Below are 23,282 nucleotides of genomic sequence, written 5' to 3' on the forward strand. Positions count from 1 at the left end.
CAATGTCGGCAAGGTAAGCGTTAAGTCTGCCGCTTGTAAGAAGATTGGTGTATGTAACTTTGCAGTGATGCTTCAGATAATCCAAATGCCGTTGCCCCCAGATGCCTATTGCCTGTTCTTCTTCGGCGGGTACAGTTAAGCACGGTATTAAATAATCGCCTTGCCTTTCGTATTTGCCGCCCATTTCCTCAAAAATTGTCTTTGCCATTGTCTGTTACCTCCACATTCTTTTTTATTTTGAATGTCCGCAAAATCCGTCCTACATCACGTGGACGCCATGGACAATCCAGATCATGACTGGCTATAATCAAATTTTGCACATTTGTTCCGGCTCCCATCTTAGATGTACTCCCCATAAGAATACGAACAGCTCCATGACGTACCTTTGAAAACAATTCTTTTTTCCGTACTTCTGTATTCGCATGATGGATAAAAGCTATCTCTTCTGATAACACTCCTTTCCTAATCAGTTTCTCCCTCACATCGTTATAAACACTAAAGCTGCCATCTGTTTTTGGCGTAGACAAATCACAAAACAATAACTGTGTCAGCTTTTTTTCTTTTCCATCTTCCCAATATTTGTAAACTTCATCCACACAGGCATTCACTTTACTTTCTTCTGAGTCCGGTAACAGTGAATTTATCAGCCTCTGGTCAAGTGCCAGCTTTCTTCCATCATTAGTAATCCGCAGCATATTGTCCTCAGTTGGATTGACCATCCCATTTCTCACCCGCTCTGCCCTTACGCCCAACTCTGCCACCATATCCTGCTGCAGTTCACTTGGCTTCGTTGTGACAACCCGGTATTCTGCTTCAGGGACAGGAAGATTTAACATATCAGCAGTCTGTATATCTGCTACTTCCCGGAACATCATCATCAATTCCGGAAGATTATAAAACTTTGCAAATCTTGTTTTCAGACGATACCCCGTCCCCTCCGGCGCAAGTTCAATGGCTGTTACTGTTTCTCCAAAGGTAGATGCCCATGCATCAAAATACTGCAATCCATGCTCTACCAGAGTATCATACTGCAAGTATCTCTGCATGGTATAAAGTTCTACCATGCTGTTAGATATCGGTGTCCCTGTGGCAAATATCACGCCCCTTCCACCCGTCACTTCGTCCAGATAACGGCATTTCATAAACATATCGGAAGACTTCTGTGCTTCTGTCTGAGCAATACCACCTACATTTCGCATCTTTGTATAAAGATATAAGTTCTTGTACAAATCTGCTTCATCCACAAACAAGCGGTCAATTCCTAATTCTTCAAAGCAGACTACATCATCCTTTCTGCTCTGATCATTTAATTTTGCAAGTTTTGCCTGCAAGGTTTTCTTCGTCTTTTCCATCTGTTTAATAGTAAAGTTATTGCCACGATCATTCTTTACTAAGGCAATCCCATCCACAATCTCCGCAATCTGAAACTCCAGCATATGACATTGACGTTCTATACTAAGAGGAATCTTTTCAAACTGTGAATGTCCGATAATAACAGCATCTACATCACTGGTTGCAATCCTTGCACAAAACTTTTTCCTGTTTTTCATCTCAAAGTCTTTCTTCGTGGCAACTAAAATATTCGCTGCCGGATACAACTCCATCCATTCCGAAGCAAACTGCCCAATGATATGATTCGGCACAACCACCATAGATTTGTTGCAGAGTCCAAGACGTTTCATTTCCATTGCGGATGCCACCATCGTATAAGTTTTCCCCGCACCCACTACATACGCAAGCAATGTATTTCCACCGTAAATAGTGCGGGCAACGCCATTGACCTGATGCTTATCCAAGTGCTTCTCCGGGTTCATCCCATAAAAATGAAGATGACTTCCGTCATATTCTCTCGGACGGATAGCGTTAAAATGCTCATTGTAATATGCAGTCAGCCTTTGCCTGCGTTCTGGCTCCTTCCAGATCCACTCCTGAAATGCCTGCTTAATCAAATCCTGTTTTCCCTGCGCAATAGCCGTTTCCCTTTTATTCAGAATTGCTTTCCGCCTGCCTTCATTATCCACTTCGTAATCATAGACACGCACATCCCGCAGGTTCAGCGTATCTTCTATAATCTTATAAGCATTTACCCGGTGCGTACCATAGGTGTTATCCGCCTTTACATTCCCCTTATCATTACTCTTTCCTTCAATGTTCCATTCTCCATTAAGCTTTGAAAAATGTACTTTAATGTTCCATTTTTTATAATTAGGAGTGTCCAGCAGTCCAAACATAAATTCAGCAATATCTTCCGGCGGTATCCATGTAGAACCTAACCGTACACTGATTTCCGAAGCAGATAAATCCTTCGGCTGCACTTTTTCCAAAGCCTCTACGTTTGACTGATAGACTGTGGATACCTCCGCTGCCATTTTTGCCTGTTTCAGCTTTTCACGCACATTTCCCGATAAATACTCATCTTCTGATACAAAATGAGGTTCTTCTTCCTCATTTCCCGGTATGCGGAATATCACACCTTTTAAATCCTGCTCAATTTCATCTGCGTTTTTGCCCGTCAGTGAGCACATATATTCCATATCCACACAGGCTTTTTCTGCCAATGACAGTGATAATGCTTCACTGGCAGTATCTACTTTTGTCACCGCGGCATGAGGTTTTATGGTTCTTTTGGTGAACATATCCGCCTTACGTTCCAGACTGCCATCCTCTGCCAGCACCTCTAATGAACATAGCAATGGATAGCTGTTATCATCAGAAAAAACCAGAGCATTCGCCCTGGCATTCAGTAATCCATATGTTTTGTTAAAAGTATCATAAAGCGTATTTAATTTCTTTTGCTGACTTTCGATCACAGCTTCTGAATAACCTTCTGTCTGGTAGGCAATCAGTTCTCTTGTACAATCTCGTATGGCAATCATGCCTTTTACACGATTTGTTCCCGTTACGGAAAGCTCCACCTGATTCATCCGGCTGTTTTCCCGATAATAGACTTTTCCATCCCAAACCGTATAAGAGAAATTTGCAACAGAAGGATCAGCAGGAATGCTTATACTATCTTCCTCCACCAATTCCTCAGTTTCGTACTCTGTAATCTCTGCCTGTATCCTTTCAATCGCATCTTCCAAGAGGCTGGCAAGCTCCAGATCCTCATGTGGACGGCAGGTGCTGTCCATGCCATACGGTGTAGACTGCATGACCATTTCACCCAATATCATCTCTGGATGCTGCACAAAATAATGATTTTGTGTGATGTCATTTTCATCTGTATCCAGATATACCCAGTCAGGCTCTACATCCACCATACGATCTCGTTTCTGAAGGAACAAAATATCCGCTGTAACTTCTGTTCCGGCATTCTGCTTAAAAGTATTATTAGGCAGGCGGATCGCTCCCAAAAGTTCTGCTCTTTGTGCAATATACTTTCGTACAGACGGATTTTTCTTATCCATAGTTCCTGATGATGTGATAAATGCAATCACGCCTCCCGGTCTGACTTTATCCAAAGTCTTTGCAAAGAAATAGTCATGAATTAAAAAATTCTGTCTATCGTACCGTTTATCCGGCACTTTAAACTGACCAAATGGAACATTACCGACTGCCACATCAAAAAAGCTGTCCGGCAAGTTTGTTTTTTCATATCCTTGTACTGCAATCGCTGATTTCTGATACAACTGCCCTGCAATTCTTCCTGAGATACTATCTAACTCCACACCATACATTTTACAATCAGAAAGACTCTCCGGTTTCATACCGATAAAATTACCGATACCGCAGGATGGTTCCAAAATATTTCCCGTTTTTAATCCCATATTTTCCAACGCCTGATATATGGAACGGATAACCACAGGCGGCGTATAAAATGCTGTCAGTGTAGACTGTCTTGCTGTTGTATATTCTTCTTCGGTCAGGATGTTCTTCAGTTCCAGATACTCTCTGCTCCACGAGGACTTAGTTTCATCAAAAGCATCCGATAAACCACCCCATCCTACATAACCCGATAAGATTTCCTGTTCTTCCGGTGTAGCATACCTGTTCTCTGTTTCACATTCTTTCAGCACACGAATGGCTGCCACATTTGCCTGGAATTTTTCTCTCGGTGTTCCATTTCCCAGTTTATCATTATGAATCTCATATTGATTTCTCTGATTCAGCGGCACTTCCGGATGCAGATCAAACGTCTGAACCCTGCCCGCTGGCTTCTTTTTTTCCCATGCCGGGGCAAGATCAGCTTTTTCTTCCACAAACTGTTGTTTTTCTATAACTGGCGGATCATCTTCTATCGTAGTTTCTGGCTCCTGCATTTCTCTCTCAGAAGAAGTATCGGCATTTTCCACGTTTTTGTTTTCGGGTGGTAATTCCGGCAAGGACTGTTTGCGCTGCAAATGGTCATTGGCCGGATTTTCTCTGAGCTTACGATCAAACTCCTCACGAGACATTTCCTTTGTAAATAGCGGATACAACAGATCATGCAAAACTACTATATCATCTGTAAGTGATTGGATCTCATATTCATCCACACCGATATATACGACTGTCCCCAATGCTACATCATACGGCAGATCCATGGCTGCTAAACTACTAACTTCTAAAATCAGTTCTTGTAGTTCTACATACAAGTTATCATCCGGCTCCATTTCCTCTGCAATTCTATTCAGAGATAACATCATCTGTTTTACATTCTCAGGGTTTTGAAGCTGCTCTGATAACTGTGCTATCATGTCTTCCTGCGTCTGGTCGATTTCCATGTTGTCCTGATAATCGTACAAATCATATTCATAGTAAAAATCATTGAGCCTTGCCGCAAGACTGTCTTCCCGGCTTAACTCCGGCTGTGGTTCTGACTGAGCAGGTATTATCTTTTCAACAGATATCGGTGTAAACAAACTATACTCACCATTACTGTAATCTCTGAGATCTTTATACGCTTTCTGCATAGACTGATAATTACGGGCAAAATCGGCTGTATTATTCAGGACATCTTCCATAGAGTGAAGAATTTTATTGACCAGTTCTGTATCATCAAGCTGTGGACGTATGACATTGACAGCCGTATTGTAATCGTTTCCCCTCTGGTATGGACGCCACACTTCTTCCGGCTGATCATAATAGAAATGATAAATCTCTGCTGTAAGCACACCTTTCTCATATTCCGGCAAATACTCCACTTCTTTCTTTGACAGATAACGTTTGACAGTAATCAGTTCATCAATCCGTTTTACCACCTGCTCCCATTTCAGTAGAATATACGGTGCATTCTCGTTATATCCCTGATGCGGTTTCAACCCTTTTCCATCATGCATTTCCCCGATTCCTAATCCGCTTAAAATAGAAGAACGTCCGCCCATTCCATACTCTTTTTTTAGGAATTGTTCCTTTTCTTTCTCGGTATGTCCCTGCAAAAAGTAAGAATAAATGCGAAACTTCCCATGATGTATACCACTTCCACCTGTCAACGCATAATCCACTATTTCCTGCGAAAAAGAAAAAGCAGAGGACTTTTCCCCTGCTAAATCATCCAGAAATGCCATCTGCCCCTCCACTGTAGGAAGTGGTTTTGCCTTATCTCTTAATTGTCCCAAAAGACGCATTGCTTCAAAATAATCTGCAAGTACACCCCAGTTATAATAAGACTGTTTGGTACGGGACAAATAACTTCCTTCCCACATATGAAGCACATTCTGGTAAGTTTTATAACCTACACGCCTTCCATCTTCCAGCGTAATCTCCGTATGTTCGTTATTAAAAATGCTTTTAATATATTCTTCTCGTTCCTCTTTCTTGTCATGGGTTTCATAAAATGCTCGAATTTCCTCTTTTGTCGCTTTTAGGTGCGGCGTAGAAAGGAGCAGTGATTTAATATCTTCCTCCTTTCCCCAGAAGGGAAGATTTTTATCTTCTCTGCTCCTGTCGTACCATGCTAACTGTATATCAGTTCTTTCATCACTGTCTCTTCCGCTGAGTTCCGGATATTGTTCATCATTCCAATCCACATCATCTGATCTTTTGCTTTCAGTTCCTCCGTCACGTTCTGAGTTTTCGCCATCTGTGCTGTAAGCTGTTCCATCAGATTTCCTGCCTCCTCCTGCACTTCCATCAAATGCTGGTTCAGTTTCCCCTGCGTCAACAGACTGATGAATATTCCGTACCGCTGTTCTTTCAGATAATTCCGTCGGAGTGAAGCGTACTTCCCAAGGTGTACTTCCGGTTCGTCTGGTACGGTTATATTCGGTAACTGGTAATCTCCCTGCCTGCTGTATGTGATCTTTTTCATATTCAAGGCTCCTTTCCGTCTCGTTTTCTGCTCTTGCACCCTCATTATAATGTGATGCTTCATGCCCTTCAAATGTGCGTTTTTTCTTCTTTTCTTCTAATTTCAGTTTTCGGATAGTATCTGCGATCTGAGTTAGTGTCATCTCTGACACATCACTGACGGCAGTACCAAGCAGATTCACAAGCTGAGGAGTGTTGAAATCCATAACATTCCTAAAGTCATCCATTTCAAGATATTCTTCCGGCTGTAAACCACACCGTATCATCACCATATAAGCGATACTGTCTGCCAACAGATTTTTCACTTCAACTTCCACATTATAATCATCTAAATCTTCCAGAAAACTATTCTCCCTTCCTGATAAAATATCCTTCATATAATCAGAAAGGTTATCCTCGGCTACATTTTTTGCCGCTTCCAATATGGTTTGTGAAAAATCAATATTTTCCTCTGCAACTCCAAACGCATTTGCTATGGTTTCCTGCACTTCCTGTCTGTATGTTTTCCCGACTTCCCACAATGGCACAGGGCGTACCAGACGGTGATAACGTCCTTCCTTTGTATCTGAAATATCAAAATAATATTTCAAACGCATTGTACCTGCACCTTTATCAAAAACAGCAATTCCTTTCGCATTGTGTTTTACCCATCGCCCAAATTTCCGATTCCAGCTCTCCATCTCCAGCACAGCCGATGCGTCCGGGCGCTGCACATGAATCAGCAGTTGCTCATCAAAAGGCAGACGATAATTGCGGCAGGCAGAACGCAGAAACGCTGTCCAATGCTCCGGTTTTACAGTTACATCCTTTATCGCATCAGCATATAAATCTGTGATTAGATCAAGTTTCTTTGCCAATCCTCTTCCCCCTATCTTTCCTGTTCCTTTTCTTTCTTCTTAACAGGCGGATACTTTTCCTGAAATTCTTTGACTGTCCGGCAGTCCCCTCCCGCATAATTCCAATCTTTTTCCGGTTCAATATTCAAATATCCATCTGGTAATAATCGAATCGGCTCTCTTGTAATAATGCTGCCAAAATGATTGACCATGATACCTTTTGCAATCCGCACCGGATTCCCCCATCCTTTATCATCATGCCTTATTTCATAAAGATAAAGTCCTTTCGGTACAGTATTACGGTCAATACGCATATCATGAAACAATGCCGGCTTTCCAAGTACCTCTATTTCTGTAAATATTTCTTCCATCGCGTTATATCTTGCCATTTATCTGTCCTCACCTTTCTCTTGTGTTTCTCCACCCCTGAGAAATGTTATAACCTTATTTACTTTAATTGCTTTCTGCAAATTATTAATCATACTGATTTCTGTGACTGTAATGCCCTGCACAGATAAGATATCATCCATTGTCATAGCAGAAATATCTTTCTCCGTAGTGAAACCTGCTTCAAAAATCTTATTCAATACCTTTACCGCTTTCTGGTTAATAATCATCCTAAGAACCTCCTGTCATTCATACTTTTTCTATCAGCGTTCTTCCCTGCTGCTTGTCTTTTTCTGCTTTTGCTCTATATCCTTCAGATATTTTCCATAATCAACTGCATCATATAATAAATCCTCCGCTGATTTGTAATAGTCAGTATCTAAGTTTTCTTTCACTTTGTCATATACCCGATAATCGGAATGAAATACTGCCTTTGCCACTTCATTGACCATACGCAGGGAATTATTTCCCTGAAATAGATGTACCAGTTCATCTGCTACTTTTCCCTCTCCCCGCTGTAAATGAATTTCTATATTATCATGACCTTTCAGATACACTCTTTCCGGAGGAAGCTTAATTCCTATACTCCCTAACACATCCTGCAATTCCTGTGTCGGAAATTGAATCATAGCACTGTTATTTCCATGCTTCACAAATGCAATTAGCCTATATCCACTGTCAGGCGCAGTGTGAATCGTCTTCTGTTTCTGTTCACGATGTTCCAAATATAACGTCTCATCCATTACTCTTTGGCATAAATCTTTCGTTGCTTTTAACTCATTATCATAATAATGCCCCCAAAAATAGTCTGTTTTACCCTTACATTCCCATGTCACGAACATATCCGGATGTTTTACATTGACACCTAATACAAACTCTGTATGCCCTATGGATATCGCATTGATAATCTTGTAACCTTCGTTAATTCGTTCTTCCATCATCGTACCTCCCGGTTATGTTTTTCATTTAATCCCTCTTTCACTATTTCACGTTTCTGTATTTCTATAAACTTTTCTTTTGCCCATTCTGGCAGACACTCTGGTTTCACTTCCCACCCTAAGATGTCATACCGTTCCCATCTGCCTCGCTCCCCACTATAAAGATTGGTATGAAAGCAGGCACTTCCCATAGATTTTCCACTTGCCCCGTTTCCTCCACTTACATAGATAAGCTGATAATCTGCCGAACGATACTCTGGTCTTAAAACTTCTGCTTTTACTGCCACAATCTTTCCTACAATACTTTCACTACGATTATCTTTAAAACACATATCTGCCGTAATCACTTCCCTCGGCACTGTGACTTTTTCCTGTTTTTCCCTTGTCTTCACACATTGAGCTTTGACACGTTCCGCAAACAGCTCTGTCATCTCTACATAGTCATCACTGATCATACACTCTCTATAAGAACCTAGAATATCATTGCTGACATAAAATGCACAGAAATATGGCATTTTACTCTTTTCATCTACACCAAAAACGACTTCTTGATCTCCAATACGGATGCCCTGTGTAATCTCATAATTCTGTACCATCCTTTTTTCCAGTTCTTCATTCATATAGTCCCGCCTCCTTTCTGATATGTAAAAAGGGCGGCAAATTAAGCCGCCCCTCTGATACCATTCATCTTATTCTGCTACTTCTTGTTTTTCTTTCCTCTTCGTTTCAAAACACCAGCGGTAATAACTCCTGCCAAAGACAATGCTGCTATGGCTATCCAGATTTTTGCGTTACTATCATCTCCAGTCTTTGGTGTATCTTCCTTTGGATGCTCCGGCTTTGGAATGTCTTTCTCAACCATCTTTATCGTCTGCCCTTCATCTTCCAAATCTTCATGAGACACCAGTTCTTGCTCTACTTCTCCCTCTGCAAGATACAGTTTCTCGAACACAACCAGACTATGACCTTTCAGCGAACTTCCATCAAAAGTAAAGGTAACATCTACTTTTCCATTTGATTTTTCTGCGGTAAATACAATGTCAGAAGTCACGTTCTTTTCATTAACTATCAATTCTTTACCTGTAGCTTTGTCCATCAAAGTTCCTACTACATGATATTTTTGTCCCGCAACAAGATTTTTGTATTCCACAGTATCGACAATCACAACTTTACTCTCAACAGTTACTTCTTGATCTCCATCTGCTCCATCTTTTGCTGTTGTTTCGATTTCCGGAAAATAAATGGTCTGATCCTTGTCCTCAATATCTGTATGGCTTGCTACTTCTTTTTCCTGATAAGTTACTGTTTCAAAGGCTACGACAGTTTTTCCTTTCAGCGCACTGCCATCAAATGTAAATACCATTTCCACAGTTCCTTTGGATTTTTCTGGAACAAATACGGTTTCTGCTGTAACCTTCTGCTCATTGATCATAAGCTCCTTCTGTGTTTCTTTATCCATCAAAACACCTGTGACTTTGTATTCTTTTCCCGGTATCAGATTTTCATAAGAAACTGTATCCACAATCGTGACTTCTTTATCCGGACAGGATATATGCTGCTCCGTTTCAGAATCTTTTGCCGTTGTACCAATCTTCGGAAAATAAATGGTCTGGTCTTCATCCTGAATATCAGCATGAACTGCAAGTTTTAAATCCTCATGATAAAGTTCTTCAAATACAACCACTGTTTTTCCTGCTAAAGATAACCCATTAAAAGTAAAGGTAACCTCTGTTGTACCACTTGATTTTTTTGCTTTGAATGTCTTTTCTGATGTCACCGGATTTCCGTCAATCATAATAGGCTTTCCAGTTTCCTTGTCCATCAATGTCCCAACAATTTTATATTCCTGCCCTCTTTTCAAGCCTTCATATTCCACAGTATCAATCAGCGTTACTTTCTCATCTGCTTTTGAAAACTGTGTTTCTGTGTCTTGATCCAGTGCCTTTGTAAAAATCTCGATTCTGTCATCTGTCAGTGTTCCAAGCTGCACAGTAGTAGAATCTTTATAAATCGTCACTTCAAATTTCAATAAATTCATGCCTTCATTTGCACCACATCTCTGTTCCTCAATTACATAGGTATCATAGAGAAGTGCTCCTTTGCTGTTATCCGGCTCTGATGTTCCAAACCAGATACCATCTGAAGAAGAATGCCCTGCGTTTGTATTTGCTGTATGCTTCGTCCATTCTGCCGAAGTGCTTGCATATCCATTCTTGTCCGTTACAAGCACATGCTTTTCTCCAGTAGTCTTACTTGTTATGGAAAATGGAACATTTGCTAATCGGTTCAAATCTCCGTCTGAAACTTTGACAAACTCCAGATCGCCACGAATCACTTGATCCGGAACTTTTGCTGTCTGATAGCAGGATACCGATTCATCCTGTCCATCTCCTACAATCTGCTGTACAAATACAGTGTCATTCAATAAATATCCTTCCGGCGCCTTTGTTTCTTGTATGGTCACTGTTCCAAGAGGCACGCACAAAGTAACTCCGTCATTCTGATAATAAAATTCATCTCCGGATACAAAGTAATCTTTTGTAAAAGAAACCTTTCCTTCTGCGTCTGTACGGAACACCCATGTTCTTACAGGCACTTTTCCTGATAATGCCGGATCAGCAGCAGATCGTTCTGTATAATACTTCATGGTAAATTCAGCACCTTCCAGTGATGCTGCGCCTTGTGGACTATTCTTTTCAATTTCAGAATCCGCTTTCTGCAATAACATTTTTAAGGGATTATTCTGCGGAATCTCCTTTACTGAAATTGTAGACACTTTTTCTGATGTCACTGTCACATCATGCGCCTGAATATCAATTGCATATCCGGGACTTGACTGTAATTCCTTTATTACATAACTTCCTTCTTCCAGTTCTCCCGACTTTGCATATCCATTTTCATCTGTTGTAAGTACTGCTATCTGCGTATTTCCCTGAAAGACACCATATTTTGCACCCTTTAAAGAATAGTTGTTGTTTCCTTCCGTTAGTCCAGTATTCACACCTGCTTTTTTCAGTTCAATCCAGCCATACGGTTTTCTATACCAACTTCCTGCAATCGTCTGTGAGCCATTTCCCGGTACAACAAATGCTTTAAATGCACTTGGCGGATTTGGTAATCCTTGAATACGCTTCACCACTTCTTTTGCTTTATCTATATAACTTTGTGGCGCACCATAGAATGCCTTATTTTCATCCCCATTGTTATATAAATATGCAGCCACTAAATGACCAATAACATATGCGTTGTCTGAAGTCCAGCCACTCAGGCACTGATTCTTAATATTGGCGTCATATCCATATCCTCCCGGAACATAATACAATGCTTTTCTAACAGAAGATCCTGCACTTAACAGATTATAGCTATATGTCCCGGAAGGCGGTGTCTTACGCATAGGTTCTACACAATATGCTGTATTATTTCCATCAAAAGTCATTTTACGTGTCAAATATTCTCCATAATGAATACTCTCTCCTGCTGTAAAATTCAATGTTCCATCTGCCGCATAAACAGTTGCTGCCGATGATGCTATTGTCGTAAACATCGTCAAAATACTTAGAGTGAATGCAGCAGCTCTTTTACTAATTCTCTTCAACTTTTTAAACATCTTTCTTTTCCTTTCATCAAATAAAATAAGCCCTGCCTCCGGCAGAGCATGTGGTTTTGCTATATACTTTCTCTTTTCGTCTGGTAAGCTGTTGGTAAGCCTGAAGGGGTGGGGTGTGGGGAGGGGAAACAAAAAAACTCCTCTATTTCCCATACACCGAGACTCATCCCTTGGCGTATGAATTATCTTTCTCGACTCCGTTCCCGTTTTCGATACATTTCCAACGCCTTGATAATCGTATCTTCCACTTGTTTTACAGACGTCCCCGGTGGAAAAAATTTACTGATACGTTCTTTTGGCATATGGAACTGCTCTTTTTGATTGCCTTTTTCTTCTGTCATGATGGACAAAATCACATCATTGTTCAGCTTTCCTGCCTCTGACATCCTTCGCATCTTGATTGCCTGTGCATGGCTCGGTGTACAATCTTCCAACTGCATGATATCAAACAATACTTCCTGCTCTATTTTCGGCAGGTAAGACAGCTCTACCGCAGGGCGCATGGCAATTTTCGCCTCGTCTACCATATCCAAGATTGACGGAATAAGTTCTGTTAAACGGATATAACGGCGGATTTGGTCTTGACTTTCTCCTACTTGCTCACCTAATATTTGTCTTGATGTTTTTCCTTTTAAATCCTGTGCCATTGGCACAGAATTTCTACTCGGTCTGCCTGCTTGCCTTTTCATTGCTTCTAGCTTCATCTTATAAGCAAATGCTTTTTCTGATGGTAAAATCTGTTCTCTTTGCAGATTAGAATCAACCATAACAATCGTAGCTTCATCATCTGATAGGTTACGAACAATGCATGGCATTTCTGTTTTCTCTGCCAGCTCACTCGCCATTTTTCGCCTATGTCCGGCTATCATTTCATAACTGCCATCTGGTTTTTCTCTGACAAGAGCAGGTACTAACACACCATACTTTTTTATGCTTTCCACCATATCCAGCATTTTCTCATCCATTCTTACTTTAAACGGATGATTTGGAAAGTCGCTGATTTCTGTTATATGGATATCCATAATGCTTTCCCGATTAGCTTCATCTCGTTCTTCTTGTGTAGTAAACAGGTCATCTACTGCGGGAAGATTCATGTTGATGCCTTTGCTTTTCGCCATCTCGTATCACCTCCCTTGTAAATGCCTCATACGCTTTCGCCGCTGCACCGTTCTTGTCATAACTGTAAACACTCTGACCTGCCGCACTTGTCTCCGCAGCTTTGACAGAAACAGGTATCACCGCCTGATACACTTTAATAACTCTGCCATAGTTCTGATGCAGACTTTTTGCTGTTGTACGGGCGATATTAGTCCTCATATCTGCTAATGTCAGTAAAACACCATCCACTTTTAACTCTGGATTAATTTGTCTCTGTACCTTTCCGATTGTCCTCATAAGCTGTGTCATTCCTTTTAATGGCAGATAATGAGCCTGTACCGGAACAATCACACTGTCAGCCGCCGCAAGTGCATTGATTGTCAGCATACCCAAGCTCGGCATACAATCGATTAAGACATAATCATAATCTTTCTTCAGTTCATTAAGATAAGATTTCATGGTAAATTCCCGGCTCATTGTATTTACAAGCAACATTTCCATACCAGACAGCTCAATATTAGATGGAATAATATCTACACCCTCATTATGGTGTAAAATTCCCTCCCGGTAATTCATTGGTTCATCGCGGATTAGCTTTTCCATCTGCGTAGCCACTGTTACCGGGAGATCATCCTGCTCTGCCCACCCTAGTGAAGTAGTCAAATCCCCTTGCGGATCAGCGTCCACAAGCAACACTCTTTTTCCCGCATTTGCAAGTCCAATGCCTAAATTGACGGTAGTGGTTGTTTTTCCTGTGCCTCCTTTCTGATTAGCAATGGCTATTACTTTGCATTTTGACATTACGGTCTGCCTCCTTTCCTAAAAAATTTAATAGCCACTCCTTTGTGGGAATGGCTATGTACTAAAAATAGGCATGAAAAAAGCCGACTGATTTTCATTTTTCGAAAATCAATCGGCTATGTATTATTATATTTTAATTTATTATGTCACAAGTAGACAATTCTATTTGTACTTTTTTATATCCTCCATTATAATTACCTAACAATCTTTGTAAACGACAATAAACTTGAAACTCATTTGTAGTTGTATTACCATTCAAATCATCAAATGTTATTTTTACTATAGCAAATTTTTGTTTTTGCTTAACAAAATTATTCCCAAATGTCATTTTCAATTCATCATTAACAGCGTATTCGTCAAAATCGCCCTCGAAAACAGCCATAACATAGCGAAGTACCTCTATTAGCTCATCTACTATTTGTATTTTATATCCTTCCGTATCAACCCTAAGTGGCAACATATAGTCCCCATATAATTTTACTTTTTTTTCTGTATCAAAATGTTCATCGAAATATGTGTGTGGAATACCATACTCCAAAAGAATATCGTACAATTCTGAATCATATGGAGTGCTCCAGTCAAATCTTATATTTAACGCTGAATCTTTTCCCACATTGGAAAATTTCATAAAACATGTATTAAATGGATTGAATTCAACTTTATGATTATCAACTTCTTCACCATCAATAGCAGGGATATCTTCTGCTATATCTTCTGTTGATAAATAAGCACCTTTTCCTTTAGCATAATAACCATATATAACAGTTCTCATTGGAATAACATAAGCCATAACATCTTGTTTCAATGATGACAATGTAAAATAAATAGCTATTAAAGTTGCTAATCCTCCTAATATACCACCTAAGAAACTTCCTAAATATGACATCCAATTTGAATTATCGGAACATTTCCATGCAACTACAACGAAACACAAAACACATGATACAACATAAAATATTATAAAATTTTTAAAGATTTTGATTTGTTTCTTCCCCATGTCTCCCCCCCAAAAGCATTCATTTGTTTTTACCTTATATATTATAATCCACTTATCTCTTTTTAACAATCCCTTCAAAATTTTCTTGAACTTCACCCATAAATGCATACTTTGTAAACCTATATTTTCATGCAAAAACCCCGCCTTTAAAAGACGGGGTTCATTGTTTAAATTATATAGGCTTCGACAATTAGGTCATTCCATTGACCACCACGGAGATAGCCTCCATTAGCTTTACGGAAAGCCCTTGCCTGCTCGTAATTTATCCTGAATTTCAGAGATAAATTGAAAGTCCTACCTACTAGCGATAGCTGCCTGTGTTTCCACAATCAACATGGGGAGTATTATCCACTTCTTTAATCTGGAATTTATTCTTTCTTCCCTCAATAGAAAAATCCATGCTATCTGGCAGCAGATTAAATTTCCATTTAAAAGTGTTTCCATCGACTGTGATAGACTCAACAAAAGCATCTATCACATATTCAGGGATTTTCTCGGCATTAGCAAAATCAAGACTTTTTTCTAACACTTCCCGAAACAGGTTAATTTTTACTTTATAATCAACAGATTCATTTTCATCTGGTTTTAGTTCTTCCAGTTTATCACTAATCTCTTCCAAACGTGTTTCATATTCTATTTTCTTTTCTATAAACTTGTCTTTAGTAATCTCACCATCGGCACGCATTTCAATCAAGTTATCCAAACGCTTATTTAATTTATCTGCTTCTTTTTTCAGCGAATCAATTAATTGTGTGTTGCTATCAGAAGCCTTGTCATTCACATGCTTTTCATATGAATTCATAGCAAGCTCAATAATATGTTCTCGATCAATAGAAAGCATCTTAAAAATATATAACGCCATTGCTTCAAGTTTCCATCCGGCAATTTCCGGCGTTTCACATATTCCATCTATCGGCAATCCCTTTTTTCGTCTGGTTTCTACACTTCCAGTCCTCAAACGATTGTAACATTGATAACCATATTGTTTGATTCCAGTTGATTTTTGTGTATGCCATTTGACACGGTTAAAAGATGATCCGCATGAACATTTCAACTTCCTACACCATACATCTAATGGCTCTTTTTTTGTTCTATTGGTGTCCTTCCCAGCTTTTTTACTGTTCAAGCGTGCGTTAGCCTGATCCCATTCTTCCTCTGTCACAATAGGCTCATGCGTTCCCATCACCGTGAACTGTTCTTTTCCCCCATGATTATTAATCTTTTTCTGCTCCAGAAAATCCGGCACATACTGTTTGTACCAAGTCATTCTCCCACAATAAAAGGGATTTTTTAATACTCGGCTAATAACACTTGCATCCCATCTTGTTTTCCCGGTTGCGGTCTTTCGTCCGGCTTGCTCAAGTTCCCATTGGATTTTACGAACACCCAAGCCACTATTATATAAGTCAAAAATCATTTTAACAGTAATCGCTTGTTCTTCATTAATTTTCATAGTTCTAGTTGATTTGTCAAAATCATATCCCAGGATTGAGCCATTTTGAAAAAATACACCCTTTTCCATGCTCGTTCTTTGACCGGCTTTTACTCTGATTGATGTTTTTCTGCTTTCATCTTGTGCGAGAGTAGCCATAATAGTCAATCGCAACTCTCCATCTGGATCGCATGTCCAAATATTGTCAGACACAAAATATACTTCAACATCCCACTTCTTTAAATCTCTTGTATATTGGAGTGTATCAACTGTATTTCTTGCAAATCTGGATACTTCTCTTGTAATAATCAAATCAAATTTTCCCATTTTAGCATCTGAAATCATCTGCATAAATTGTGGTCTTTTCTTTGCTGAAGTTCCAGTAATACCACGGTCAATATATTTTTCGTATAGTACCCAATTCGGGTGCTTCTCCAAAATCTCATTATACCAGTCAATCTGATTATCCAACGCATACATTTGTTGTTCATGTTCTGTTGACACTCTGGCATAAATTGCAACTGTTCTAGGTTTGTTATCATTCTCTCTCATTTCAACACCCCTTTTTGCTTTTATTTTATCCCCTTGTTGCTAACACATATTATAACAATCAAATTGGGTAATGTCAATCTGTTTGCGGAAATCTGATAACATACCTTTAAATACAGATTCAGCAACAACACCTGTTTTAACTAAACCTTCCACCAGTTTTAACATAACATAAATTTCTTTCTTCTCTTTTTCCAATTATTTTTACCATATTCATCTTCATTCCCTCTTTATGAATTCCCTTTCCTTAAATTATGAGATATGTTTTCCCCAAATAAAAAAGCAACCTATCAAAACTACCAACACATAAAAGTTGTGTCAGATTGCGTTTTTTTAAGGTTGCTGAAAATTGTTCTTCCACTTCACGCTTCAAAACAACATAATATTTCATTTATACACTATTATCCTATCATATTTTTCAAATTTGTCCATAGCTTCAAACGTAAAATAAAAATCCGATTTTATCAAGTTTTTTGTGCAATTTGTTGTATATATTGCATAATTATTTTGAATATTACTTTTTGTTTTTTGTTGAATATTACTTTTTGTTTTTCACGTAATATTCAAAAAGACGCACCAAATCGGCACGCCTCTTTTTATCTCTTGCGTTTCTACTATTTATTAAACTTTTGGCATAAGCTTAACTGTAAATGTGGCTGTACCCGTATAATGTCCGGCATCCATGCCATTAAACACTCCATAAACTACAGTATCAGAGACAGTTTGATCCCGATAGAATGTTGCTACACGTCCACCTTCATTTAGATTAAGTTTCACAGTTCCGCTTGCGCCCCATTCGTTAGTCATTGGAATGGGATCTTCTGGCGCATATACGCAAACCATTTCACTGTCAGTAATATACATATATTCCGCTGTAAACTTATAACCTTCTGGATCACTCAAATCTATGCTTTCCGGGATGTTAATGGTAAAAGTGCTTTGATTATCGTAAGATATTGAAACGTCTGCACTTCCACCATCACCATATATCTGTTGTGCCGACACACTCATAGCCGAACCAACCAACAGACAAAGAGCCATTGCAAAACCTATTAATCTCTTTTTCATTATTCTACCACCTTCATTTGAAATTCTACTTTTGCATTATTTAATGTTGTACCTTCTTCCTTATAACATTCTATGAGCAAATAGGCATCATAATCGCCGGATTCCAGTACATTATCAAGAGTAATATCATAAAACCCTTTGCCTGGCTCGACATATCCAGACTGCCAATATTGCACATCATCAACAAATAATGTCATGCGGAAAAGACAAGTATTCTCTTTGGGATTGTAAAAATTTACCTTTTGTTCTTTTTGATTGGCTTTAAACGCAAGAGAATCGAAGCCAGGAATCTTAATCGTTTTTGTTTCTGACTTTTCACCATTTGGCAAATTTTGGTTTCCGCTCCATTCCTCGGCGTTTTCATCCGATGGCAGCAGGATTTTTTCCGGGGAACGCCCAAAAGAAAAAAGTATAGCAACGCAAATAAGCAAAAGTAGCAAAATCATTATAATAAGGAAAGTTTTCTTTTTCTTCATTTCAACACCTCCAGAAAAGCAGTTTATCATTTGTGGCAATTTACCACCATGCAAAGTGGGTGCATTATAATTTTTTCCACCTGTAGATTGTGGAATCATCGGCAGCAGAACAATCATTAGTGCCATTCCGAACGCCATCAATCGCACTTTTCTCATATTGCTTATACGGTTCGATAAAATCCGGCACAATCATGTGGAGCTTGTCGCACGCCGGACAATACACCCTTTTTAATATGTATCTTTTCTTTGTTCCGTCATTGCCCACTATGTAACGCCCCTTGCTGCCACGCTTCAGGACTTCGGCTCCACAACTGCAGCGGATCGGCTCATTTGAGCGCACTATATAATTATCTTTTTTCTTTTGGACGGTATAGTTTGTTACTTTTATCATGTTCGGATTGGTTGGATAGGGTGTAGAGTGAGGATGACCCCGAAGCAGAAGGAGGAACGCATGTTCGTGTCAACAAATGTAAACATACCCCCACCACTTCTACAAGGGATTATTGCAAGAAAAAAGCCCAGGCATTTAACCCAGGCTTGCTATTATTCCATTGTTCCATCTGCGATCATCTCTTGTCTGATTTCCTTTTTATATTTTAACAAGGTCGGTTCTGTGATTCCGGCAAGTTTCATTATTTCTTGATTGCCAAGTGTGCCACCAAATGATTTGGAATGTTTCTTGATGATTTCTTTCGCCTCAAGAGATTTCTTTGTTGTCTTTGTTTTTCCTTTGGTTGCTGTTCCACCAATAGCTTTTCCATTTAAACGTGCTGTTTCGATTCCCTCTTTGGTTCTCTGGTGTAAATCAGAAACTTCCTTTTCACTCTGTTCAAATGCTTTTCTGATATCGGAACTTGCTTTTGCTCTCATAAATTTCGTGATAGCTTTTGTAATATCGCTGACTAATTCACCCTCTGCTGTTCCATCTGAATCAACTTTAATACCGGCTGTTTCCAATGCCTGATTGTATGAGTCAGTGTCTATGTGTCTCTCTTTTAAGAATACTAAGTTAATTCCTTTGTTATACAGTTCAAAGTATAATGCTATACCTTCATCGGCATTACGGCTCATACGGCTTACACTATCAAATACTATTGTATCGCCTTTGTTTGCCTTGTCCAGAATCTTTTTGAGTTCTTCTCTTCCCTGGTATTTCGTGCCGGTGTAGATTTCTTTTCTGATGTCAGCATTCGGATAAGCTGCAAGAATGTTTCTAACCTGTCTATCAATAGATTGTTTCGCTGTACTAATTCGACAATAACCATATACTTTACACATCTTTATTTCCTCCATACCTCAAATAAAAACGAACGTTATTTTTTATGGTTTAATTATAGCACGGAACAAGCGCAAAAGCAAGATGTTTTGTGGTTTTTATTGCAAGGTTTTTATTTTAGGTTTTTGAGTAATACCACAAAAATACCTTTTAAATAATATCTCATTTTTTCGGGATATTTATATTGACTGTCTCGTTTTTATGAGATATAATATAACCAATCTATTGAAGGGAGTAACAAAGATGAAGAAAGAAACAATAGTTTTTGCAACGGAAACTAAAAATGGCGTTGTAACTAGAATTGGAAAATCATTTATTACTCAGCCACCTATTAAGTTTGCTGGTGGATCTGTTAAATGGTTTGATGATTCCAAACTGATAAGGAGGACAACCGCATGAGATACATTATCCTCTATAATAATGGCAATAATCACAACTATGCCAATAGTAGAAAAGACTTGCTAGAATGGTTAAAACTCTTAAAAGATGAAACAATCACAGATATTAGAAAGATTTACAAGTCTGGCGTATCTGATTCAGTTTTAGAAAAGTATATTAAATAAGGGGGATTTAACAATGATTAAATTTACGACCAACACAAAAAAAATGGAATTTTGGCTTACTGTTCCGCAAGTTATTAATAAGGTTAAGACATGGGATAATATCATCACAGATGGAGCAGAAACAGGAATATATATCACGCCTGAGATCATTCTTTGGATTGACCCGGTGCATGAAACCGTGGACGTGGAAGAAACAATTATCAATGATAACTATGAGCCTGAAATAATCACACTGGAGATTGAACACATGACCATGAAGGAAGTACAAGAGCTTTTGGAGTGGGAACAAATGTTATACGAATATTGTAAGAGATGCAAATAATAAGAAGGTGGCAGCTACGTGCTGTTGCCTATTTTTTTATCAAGCAATAATAATGTTGTGCGCTAAACATAAAAATGATATAATAAATGTATCGGAAAAAGGAGATAGCGCACATGATAGATTATACTGAGATTAAAAAGCGATTTGCCGATAAAGATATAAAGCAATATACAGTTAAGCAATTAAAAATATTATCTGGTGGAACACTTGCAAAAATTGGCTCAAACAATGGCGATCATGTCAGCACCGCCACTATTGAGGAAATCTGCCAATTGCTGCAATGTCAGCCCTGGGATTTACTAAAAGACTGGAAAGTTGAACTTGATCCGGCAAAATCAATCGAGTCATTACGAGCTGAATATAAACATGAAAAGAAGGCTAAGAAAGAGGGGAAGGCTTGATTGCTTTCCTTTTTTGGTATAATGCCCCAATAAATCAACCGATATCGGAAAAATCGCACTATTTCCTACTATTTTAGTAGGTTTTATACCGACTTTTCATACAAACATTTGTTCTGTTTTGGTATTAAGCTGGGGAATCTGTGAAATTTCAACTGTTCGAGTTTAAAAAAATAACATGAGAACGAGAAATTGATAGACATTTGCATTGTTTATCCTGTTTTATCTGACTATTATATAAATTGTCAGATAATTTATTTTATATTTTATATGCACAAAACCACCTAGTTTTCACTAGATGGTTCTGGAATAATTAATGATATACCCGCCGAAGCGGTGGTAATAAATGTTTTTTATTTTTTACAATTACATTATATACAACTATTATATGAATGTCAAGCTAATTTGATCCATTATTCTGTTGGCTTTTTTTGTGATGGAAGTTTGCCAAGCAAATACTGCTTTCTAATTTGTTTGTCTATGGCATTCCAGTCTTTTTCTGTTATCGTACAAATTTTACCATTCAAATACATCGGTTTATCTAATCTTGTGGTATCTATTATACGCATTTGTTCACAAAGAACAGTAGAATTAAGTAACTCTAAATCAACATGATAGGGTTTACCATCATTTAATCTTTGTGTTGTTAGTGGTAAAACCGTGCAAATTGGCGAATTTTTGTAAGTTCGTGTTATTAAGACTGGTCTATGTTTTCCTTCTTCTGATCCTATATTACATCCCATAAATGCCCAATAAATACAATTATAGAGAATAGGAAAACTTTTAGTTGTGGAATCAAATTTAAGTTCGGCTTTCTTCTTTGTCCAATCTAAATACTCTTCTATATCATTATAATCAACCATCTTTTGTTCACCTTCTTTCGTATAAAATAATTATACACTATAGCAAGGTGAAATCAAAGAAAAATTTTGTGTTGTATAAGTGCAAAAAAATGAGAGTGGGCAATTTATCACTGCTCCACTCTCACATATAAATGAAATGAATGAATTCTTTATAACCATGTAAAATCTCAAAATTAGTTTTGGAGGATCTTTTTGAGATCTTTATTATATATTAAACGGAATATAAGGTTATTAACCTTTTTACCGTGTAATATCGGATAATTATAGACTGTATACACGCCATCTTTTACATGTGGCTGAGTGCGGATAATGTCATCCAGCTCATACGGCGTTATATCCAGCTTTTCGGCAGCAGATATAAAATCCATAGATTGGAATCTTTTTGCTGCGTATACTTCAATCTGGGCGATACTGTGAATAGTATTGTGGATGCTAACCGGCAACCGCATAAGATTAGACGCATAATGAGTTGAGATATCTCGCTCTTCTTTGTTTACTTCTCTTATGTGGTGGATTTGTACAGTATCACCCGGTTTTATCCAATCGGGAATTGGCACAAAAGCATCGGCAACTAATTTATGCAAATCATAAGCAATGCTTTTCTTCTCGCCATTTTCGCACTGATATGTTGCTATGGTTTCTCGCCCCTTTTTCCAGACCGTCTGCAGCTCTTTAACTTGATTAGAGCGTTTTGAAATAATCCGGGCAAAGTTGGACACAAACCAACCGGGCACATATGATACCGGGCGAAATTCTTCGAGTGGGTATGGCTTAATGCCAGCCTCCTTCAAATCGCTTTCTGTAAGCTGATATTGAAGATTTAAACTATTATTTCGGGGCATCCTTCAATAACATCCGAGAATGTTTGCGGAAATTTGCAATTTCTTTTTCCATTTGCTCAGTGAGTTCACGCTTTGCCTGTCTTGCTTCTTTGACAGCCTCGGCATATGTTGCGGATAATTCCCGGCATGACTTTAAACATTTTTCGTATTCTGTTTTTGCTTTGGTTGTTTCATCAATGATTGATTCGTATTTGGTTACTTTAGCAATCAAAGATTTGTTTTCTGCCTCTAATTCAGCAATTCTATGATTCAATTTTTCAATCAATTTTGTATTATTTCCCATACATTTTCTCCTTCATTTTCTACCTTTTTATTAACAAAAAATTTGATTTTAAAATTCTATCAAGTTTTCTTCTTTGCATCATACTTTCTAAAGACATTTTTCCCTCTATTAAAAAGGAGAGTGTTTAACACTCTCCTTCAAAATTACCAAACATATTTATTTTTACCATGCTTTGTTCCACCATTGAGTCTACGAACAGTCATAGCTTGAATCATACCTTCAAACTTATCATCCTTTTTCGCACGATTCATGAAATCCTCATAATTATAAACATTTGGCAAAGTAAAGGTAACATTGTCAATCTTACTATTGTCAACA

Annotated in this window: 23 protein-coding genes and 1 pseudogene; 5 read left to right on the forward strand and 19 right to left on the reverse strand. The window is 38.5% G+C overall.

Annotated elements, in window-relative coordinates; translation table 11 throughout:
- The 3 genes and pseudogenes from ACQRBH_RS14455 to ACQRBH_RS14465 all read right to left on the reverse strand — a co-directional run.
- The coding region (locus ACQRBH_RS14455; RefSeq protein ID WP_427762250.1) for a TnpV protein at nt 1–208 on the reverse strand (208 nt) is incomplete at its 3' end.
- Nucleotides 189–4,691: pseudogene (locus ACQRBH_RS14460) on the reverse strand (helicase); the annotation flags it as partial. The pseudogene ACQRBH_RS14460 and the gene ACQRBH_RS14455, both read right to left, overlap by 20 nt.
- Nucleotides 4,692–5,875: 1,184 nt before the next feature.
- Entirely contained in the window at nt 5,876–6,292 is a 417-nt protein-coding gene (locus tag ACQRBH_RS14465) for a TnpV protein (RefSeq protein ID WP_334296131.1), read from the reverse strand.
- Between the two features lie 456 nt (nt 6,293–6,748).
- Here ACQRBH_RS14465 and ACQRBH_RS14470 point away from each other — a divergent pair, with 456 nt between their 5' ends.
- The gene (locus ACQRBH_RS14470) at nt 6,749–7,063 is read left to right on the forward strand and encodes a hypothetical protein (RefSeq protein WP_154567847.1); all 315 of its coding nucleotides are present in this window, start codon (nt 6,749–6,751) and stop codon (nt 7,061–7,063) included.
- Between the two features lie 33 nt (nt 7,064–7,096).
- Here ACQRBH_RS14470 and ACQRBH_RS14475 read toward each other — a convergent pair whose 3' ends face one another.
- The 13 genes from ACQRBH_RS14475 to ACQRBH_RS14535 all read right to left on the reverse strand — a co-directional run bounded on the left by ACQRBH_RS14475 (nt 7,097) and on the right by ACQRBH_RS14535 (nt 19,695).
- Nucleotides 7,097–7,453 carry an LPD28 domain-containing protein gene (locus ACQRBH_RS14475; protein ID WP_154322987.1) on the reverse strand — a complete coding sequence of 119 codons (357 nt, stop codon included), beginning with the start codon at nt 7,451–7,453 and terminating at the stop codon, nt 7,097–7,099.
- A complete protein-coding gene (locus ACQRBH_RS14480) occupies nt 7,454–7,681 on the reverse strand; it encodes a hypothetical protein (RefSeq protein ID WP_154322988.1) in 228 nt (75 codons plus the stop codon).
- Between the two features lie 33 nt (nt 7,682–7,714).
- Entirely contained in the window at nt 7,715–8,392 is a 678-nt protein-coding gene (locus tag ACQRBH_RS14485) for a hypothetical protein (protein WP_195761418.1), read from the reverse strand.
- Complete coding sequence (locus tag ACQRBH_RS14490; RefSeq protein WP_154322990.1) at nt 8,389–9,009, reverse strand: hypothetical protein; 621 nt, start codon at nt 9,007–9,009, stop codon at nt 8,389–8,391. The genes ACQRBH_RS14485 and ACQRBH_RS14490 overlap by 4 nt, the downstream gene beginning before the upstream one ends.
- Nucleotides 9,010–9,086: 77 nt before the next feature.
- Nucleotides 9,087–11,996: a VaFE repeat-containing surface-anchored protein gene (locus ACQRBH_RS14495; protein WP_154322991.1), complete on the reverse strand. Its 2,910-nt coding sequence runs from the start codon at nt 11,994–11,996 to the stop codon at nt 9,087–9,089.
- 182 nt (nt 11,997–12,178) lie between these two features.
- Nucleotides 12,179–13,114: a ParB/RepB/Spo0J family partition protein gene (locus ACQRBH_RS14500; protein ID WP_427743396.1), complete on the reverse strand. Its 936-nt coding sequence runs from the start codon at nt 13,112–13,114 to the stop codon at nt 12,179–12,181.
- Nucleotides 13,068–13,895, reverse strand: a complete 828-nt coding sequence (locus ACQRBH_RS14505) for a ParA family protein (RefSeq protein ID WP_154322993.1) — start codon at nt 13,893–13,895, stop codon at nt 13,068–13,070. The genes ACQRBH_RS14500 and ACQRBH_RS14505 overlap by 47 nt, the downstream gene beginning before the upstream one ends.
- 133 nt (nt 13,896–14,028) lie before the next feature.
- Nucleotides 14,029–15,027 (reverse strand): hypothetical protein, encoded by a 999-nt coding sequence (locus ACQRBH_RS14510; protein WP_154322994.1) that lies wholly within the window; start codon nt 15,025–15,027, stop codon nt 14,029–14,031.
- 166 nt (nt 15,028–15,193) lie between these two features.
- The gene (locus ACQRBH_RS14515; RefSeq protein WP_427762252.1) at nt 15,194–16,876 is read right to left on the reverse strand and encodes a recombinase family protein; all 1,683 of its coding nucleotides are present in this window, start codon (nt 16,874–16,876) and stop codon (nt 15,194–15,196) included.
- 618 nt (nt 16,877–17,494) lie between these two features.
- Nucleotides 17,495–17,941 carry a hypothetical protein gene (locus ACQRBH_RS14520; RefSeq protein WP_427762253.1) on the reverse strand — a complete coding sequence of 149 codons (447 nt, stop codon included), beginning with the start codon at nt 17,939–17,941 and terminating at the stop codon, nt 17,495–17,497.
- Nucleotides 17,941–18,417: a tRNA (uracil-5-)-methyltransferase gene (locus ACQRBH_RS14525; RefSeq protein WP_427762255.1), complete on the reverse strand. Its 477-nt coding sequence runs from the start codon at nt 18,415–18,417 to the stop codon at nt 17,941–17,943. Before ACQRBH_RS14525 ends, ACQRBH_RS14520 begins: the two co-directional genes overlap by 1 nt.
- Nucleotides 18,418–18,481: 64 nt before the next feature.
- Nucleotides 18,482–18,808 (reverse strand): DUF6431 domain-containing protein, encoded by a 327-nt coding sequence (locus ACQRBH_RS14530; RefSeq protein WP_427762256.1) that lies wholly within the window; start codon nt 18,806–18,808, stop codon nt 18,482–18,484.
- Between the two features lie 152 nt (nt 18,809–18,960).
- Nucleotides 18,961–19,695 (reverse strand): recombinase family protein, encoded by a 735-nt coding sequence (locus ACQRBH_RS14535; RefSeq protein WP_427762257.1) that lies wholly within the window; start codon nt 19,693–19,695, stop codon nt 18,961–18,963.
- A gap of 241 nt (nt 19,696–19,936) precedes the next feature.
- Here ACQRBH_RS14535 and ACQRBH_RS14540 point away from each other — a divergent pair, with 241 nt between their 5' ends.
- The 4 genes from ACQRBH_RS14540 to ACQRBH_RS14555 all read left to right on the forward strand — a co-directional run bounded on the left by ACQRBH_RS14540 (nt 19,937) and on the right by ACQRBH_RS14555 (nt 20,979).
- A complete protein-coding gene (locus ACQRBH_RS14540) occupies nt 19,937–20,092 on the forward strand; it encodes a hypothetical protein (protein WP_427762258.1) in 156 nt (51 codons plus the stop codon).
- Entirely contained in the window at nt 20,089–20,256 is a 168-nt protein-coding gene (locus ACQRBH_RS14545; protein WP_427762259.1) for a hypothetical protein, read from the forward strand. Before ACQRBH_RS14540 ends, ACQRBH_RS14545 begins: the two co-directional genes overlap by 4 nt.
- A 13-nt stretch (nt 20,257–20,269) precedes the next feature.
- Nucleotides 20,270–20,578, forward strand: a complete 309-nt coding sequence (locus tag ACQRBH_RS14550; protein ID WP_427762260.1) for a hypothetical protein — start codon at nt 20,270–20,272, stop codon at nt 20,576–20,578.
- Nucleotides 20,579–20,691: 113 nt separating this feature from the next.
- Complete coding sequence (locus tag ACQRBH_RS14555) at nt 20,692–20,979, forward strand: helix-turn-helix domain-containing protein (RefSeq protein ID WP_427762261.1); 288 nt, start codon at nt 20,692–20,694, stop codon at nt 20,977–20,979.
- Between the two features lie 410 nt (nt 20,980–21,389).
- On the opposite strand, the gene ACQRBH_RS14560 is transcribed toward ACQRBH_RS14555, so the two are convergent.
- The 3 genes from ACQRBH_RS14560 to ACQRBH_RS14570 all read right to left on the reverse strand — a co-directional run bounded on the left by ACQRBH_RS14560 (nt 21,390) and on the right by ACQRBH_RS14570 (nt 22,964).
- The gene (locus tag ACQRBH_RS14560) at nt 21,390–21,839 is read right to left on the reverse strand and encodes a type II toxin-antitoxin system PemK/MazF family toxin (protein WP_427762262.1); all 450 of its coding nucleotides are present in this window, start codon (nt 21,837–21,839) and stop codon (nt 21,390–21,392) included.
- Nucleotides 21,840–22,012: 173 nt separating this feature from the next.
- A complete protein-coding gene (locus ACQRBH_RS14565; protein WP_427762264.1) occupies nt 22,013–22,681 on the reverse strand; it encodes a hypothetical protein in 669 nt (222 codons plus the stop codon).
- The gene (locus tag ACQRBH_RS14570) at nt 22,668–22,964 is read right to left on the reverse strand and encodes a hypothetical protein (protein WP_427762266.1); all 297 of its coding nucleotides are present in this window, start codon (nt 22,962–22,964) and stop codon (nt 22,668–22,670) included. The genes ACQRBH_RS14565 and ACQRBH_RS14570 overlap by 14 nt, the downstream gene beginning before the upstream one ends.
- Between the last annotated feature and the right edge of the window lie 318 nt (nt 22,965–23,282).

This window comes from Bariatricus sp. SGI.161, assembly GCF_050313695.1.
Taxonomy (GTDB): Bacteria; Bacillota; Clostridia; order Lachnospirales; family Lachnospiraceae; genus JAFBIX01.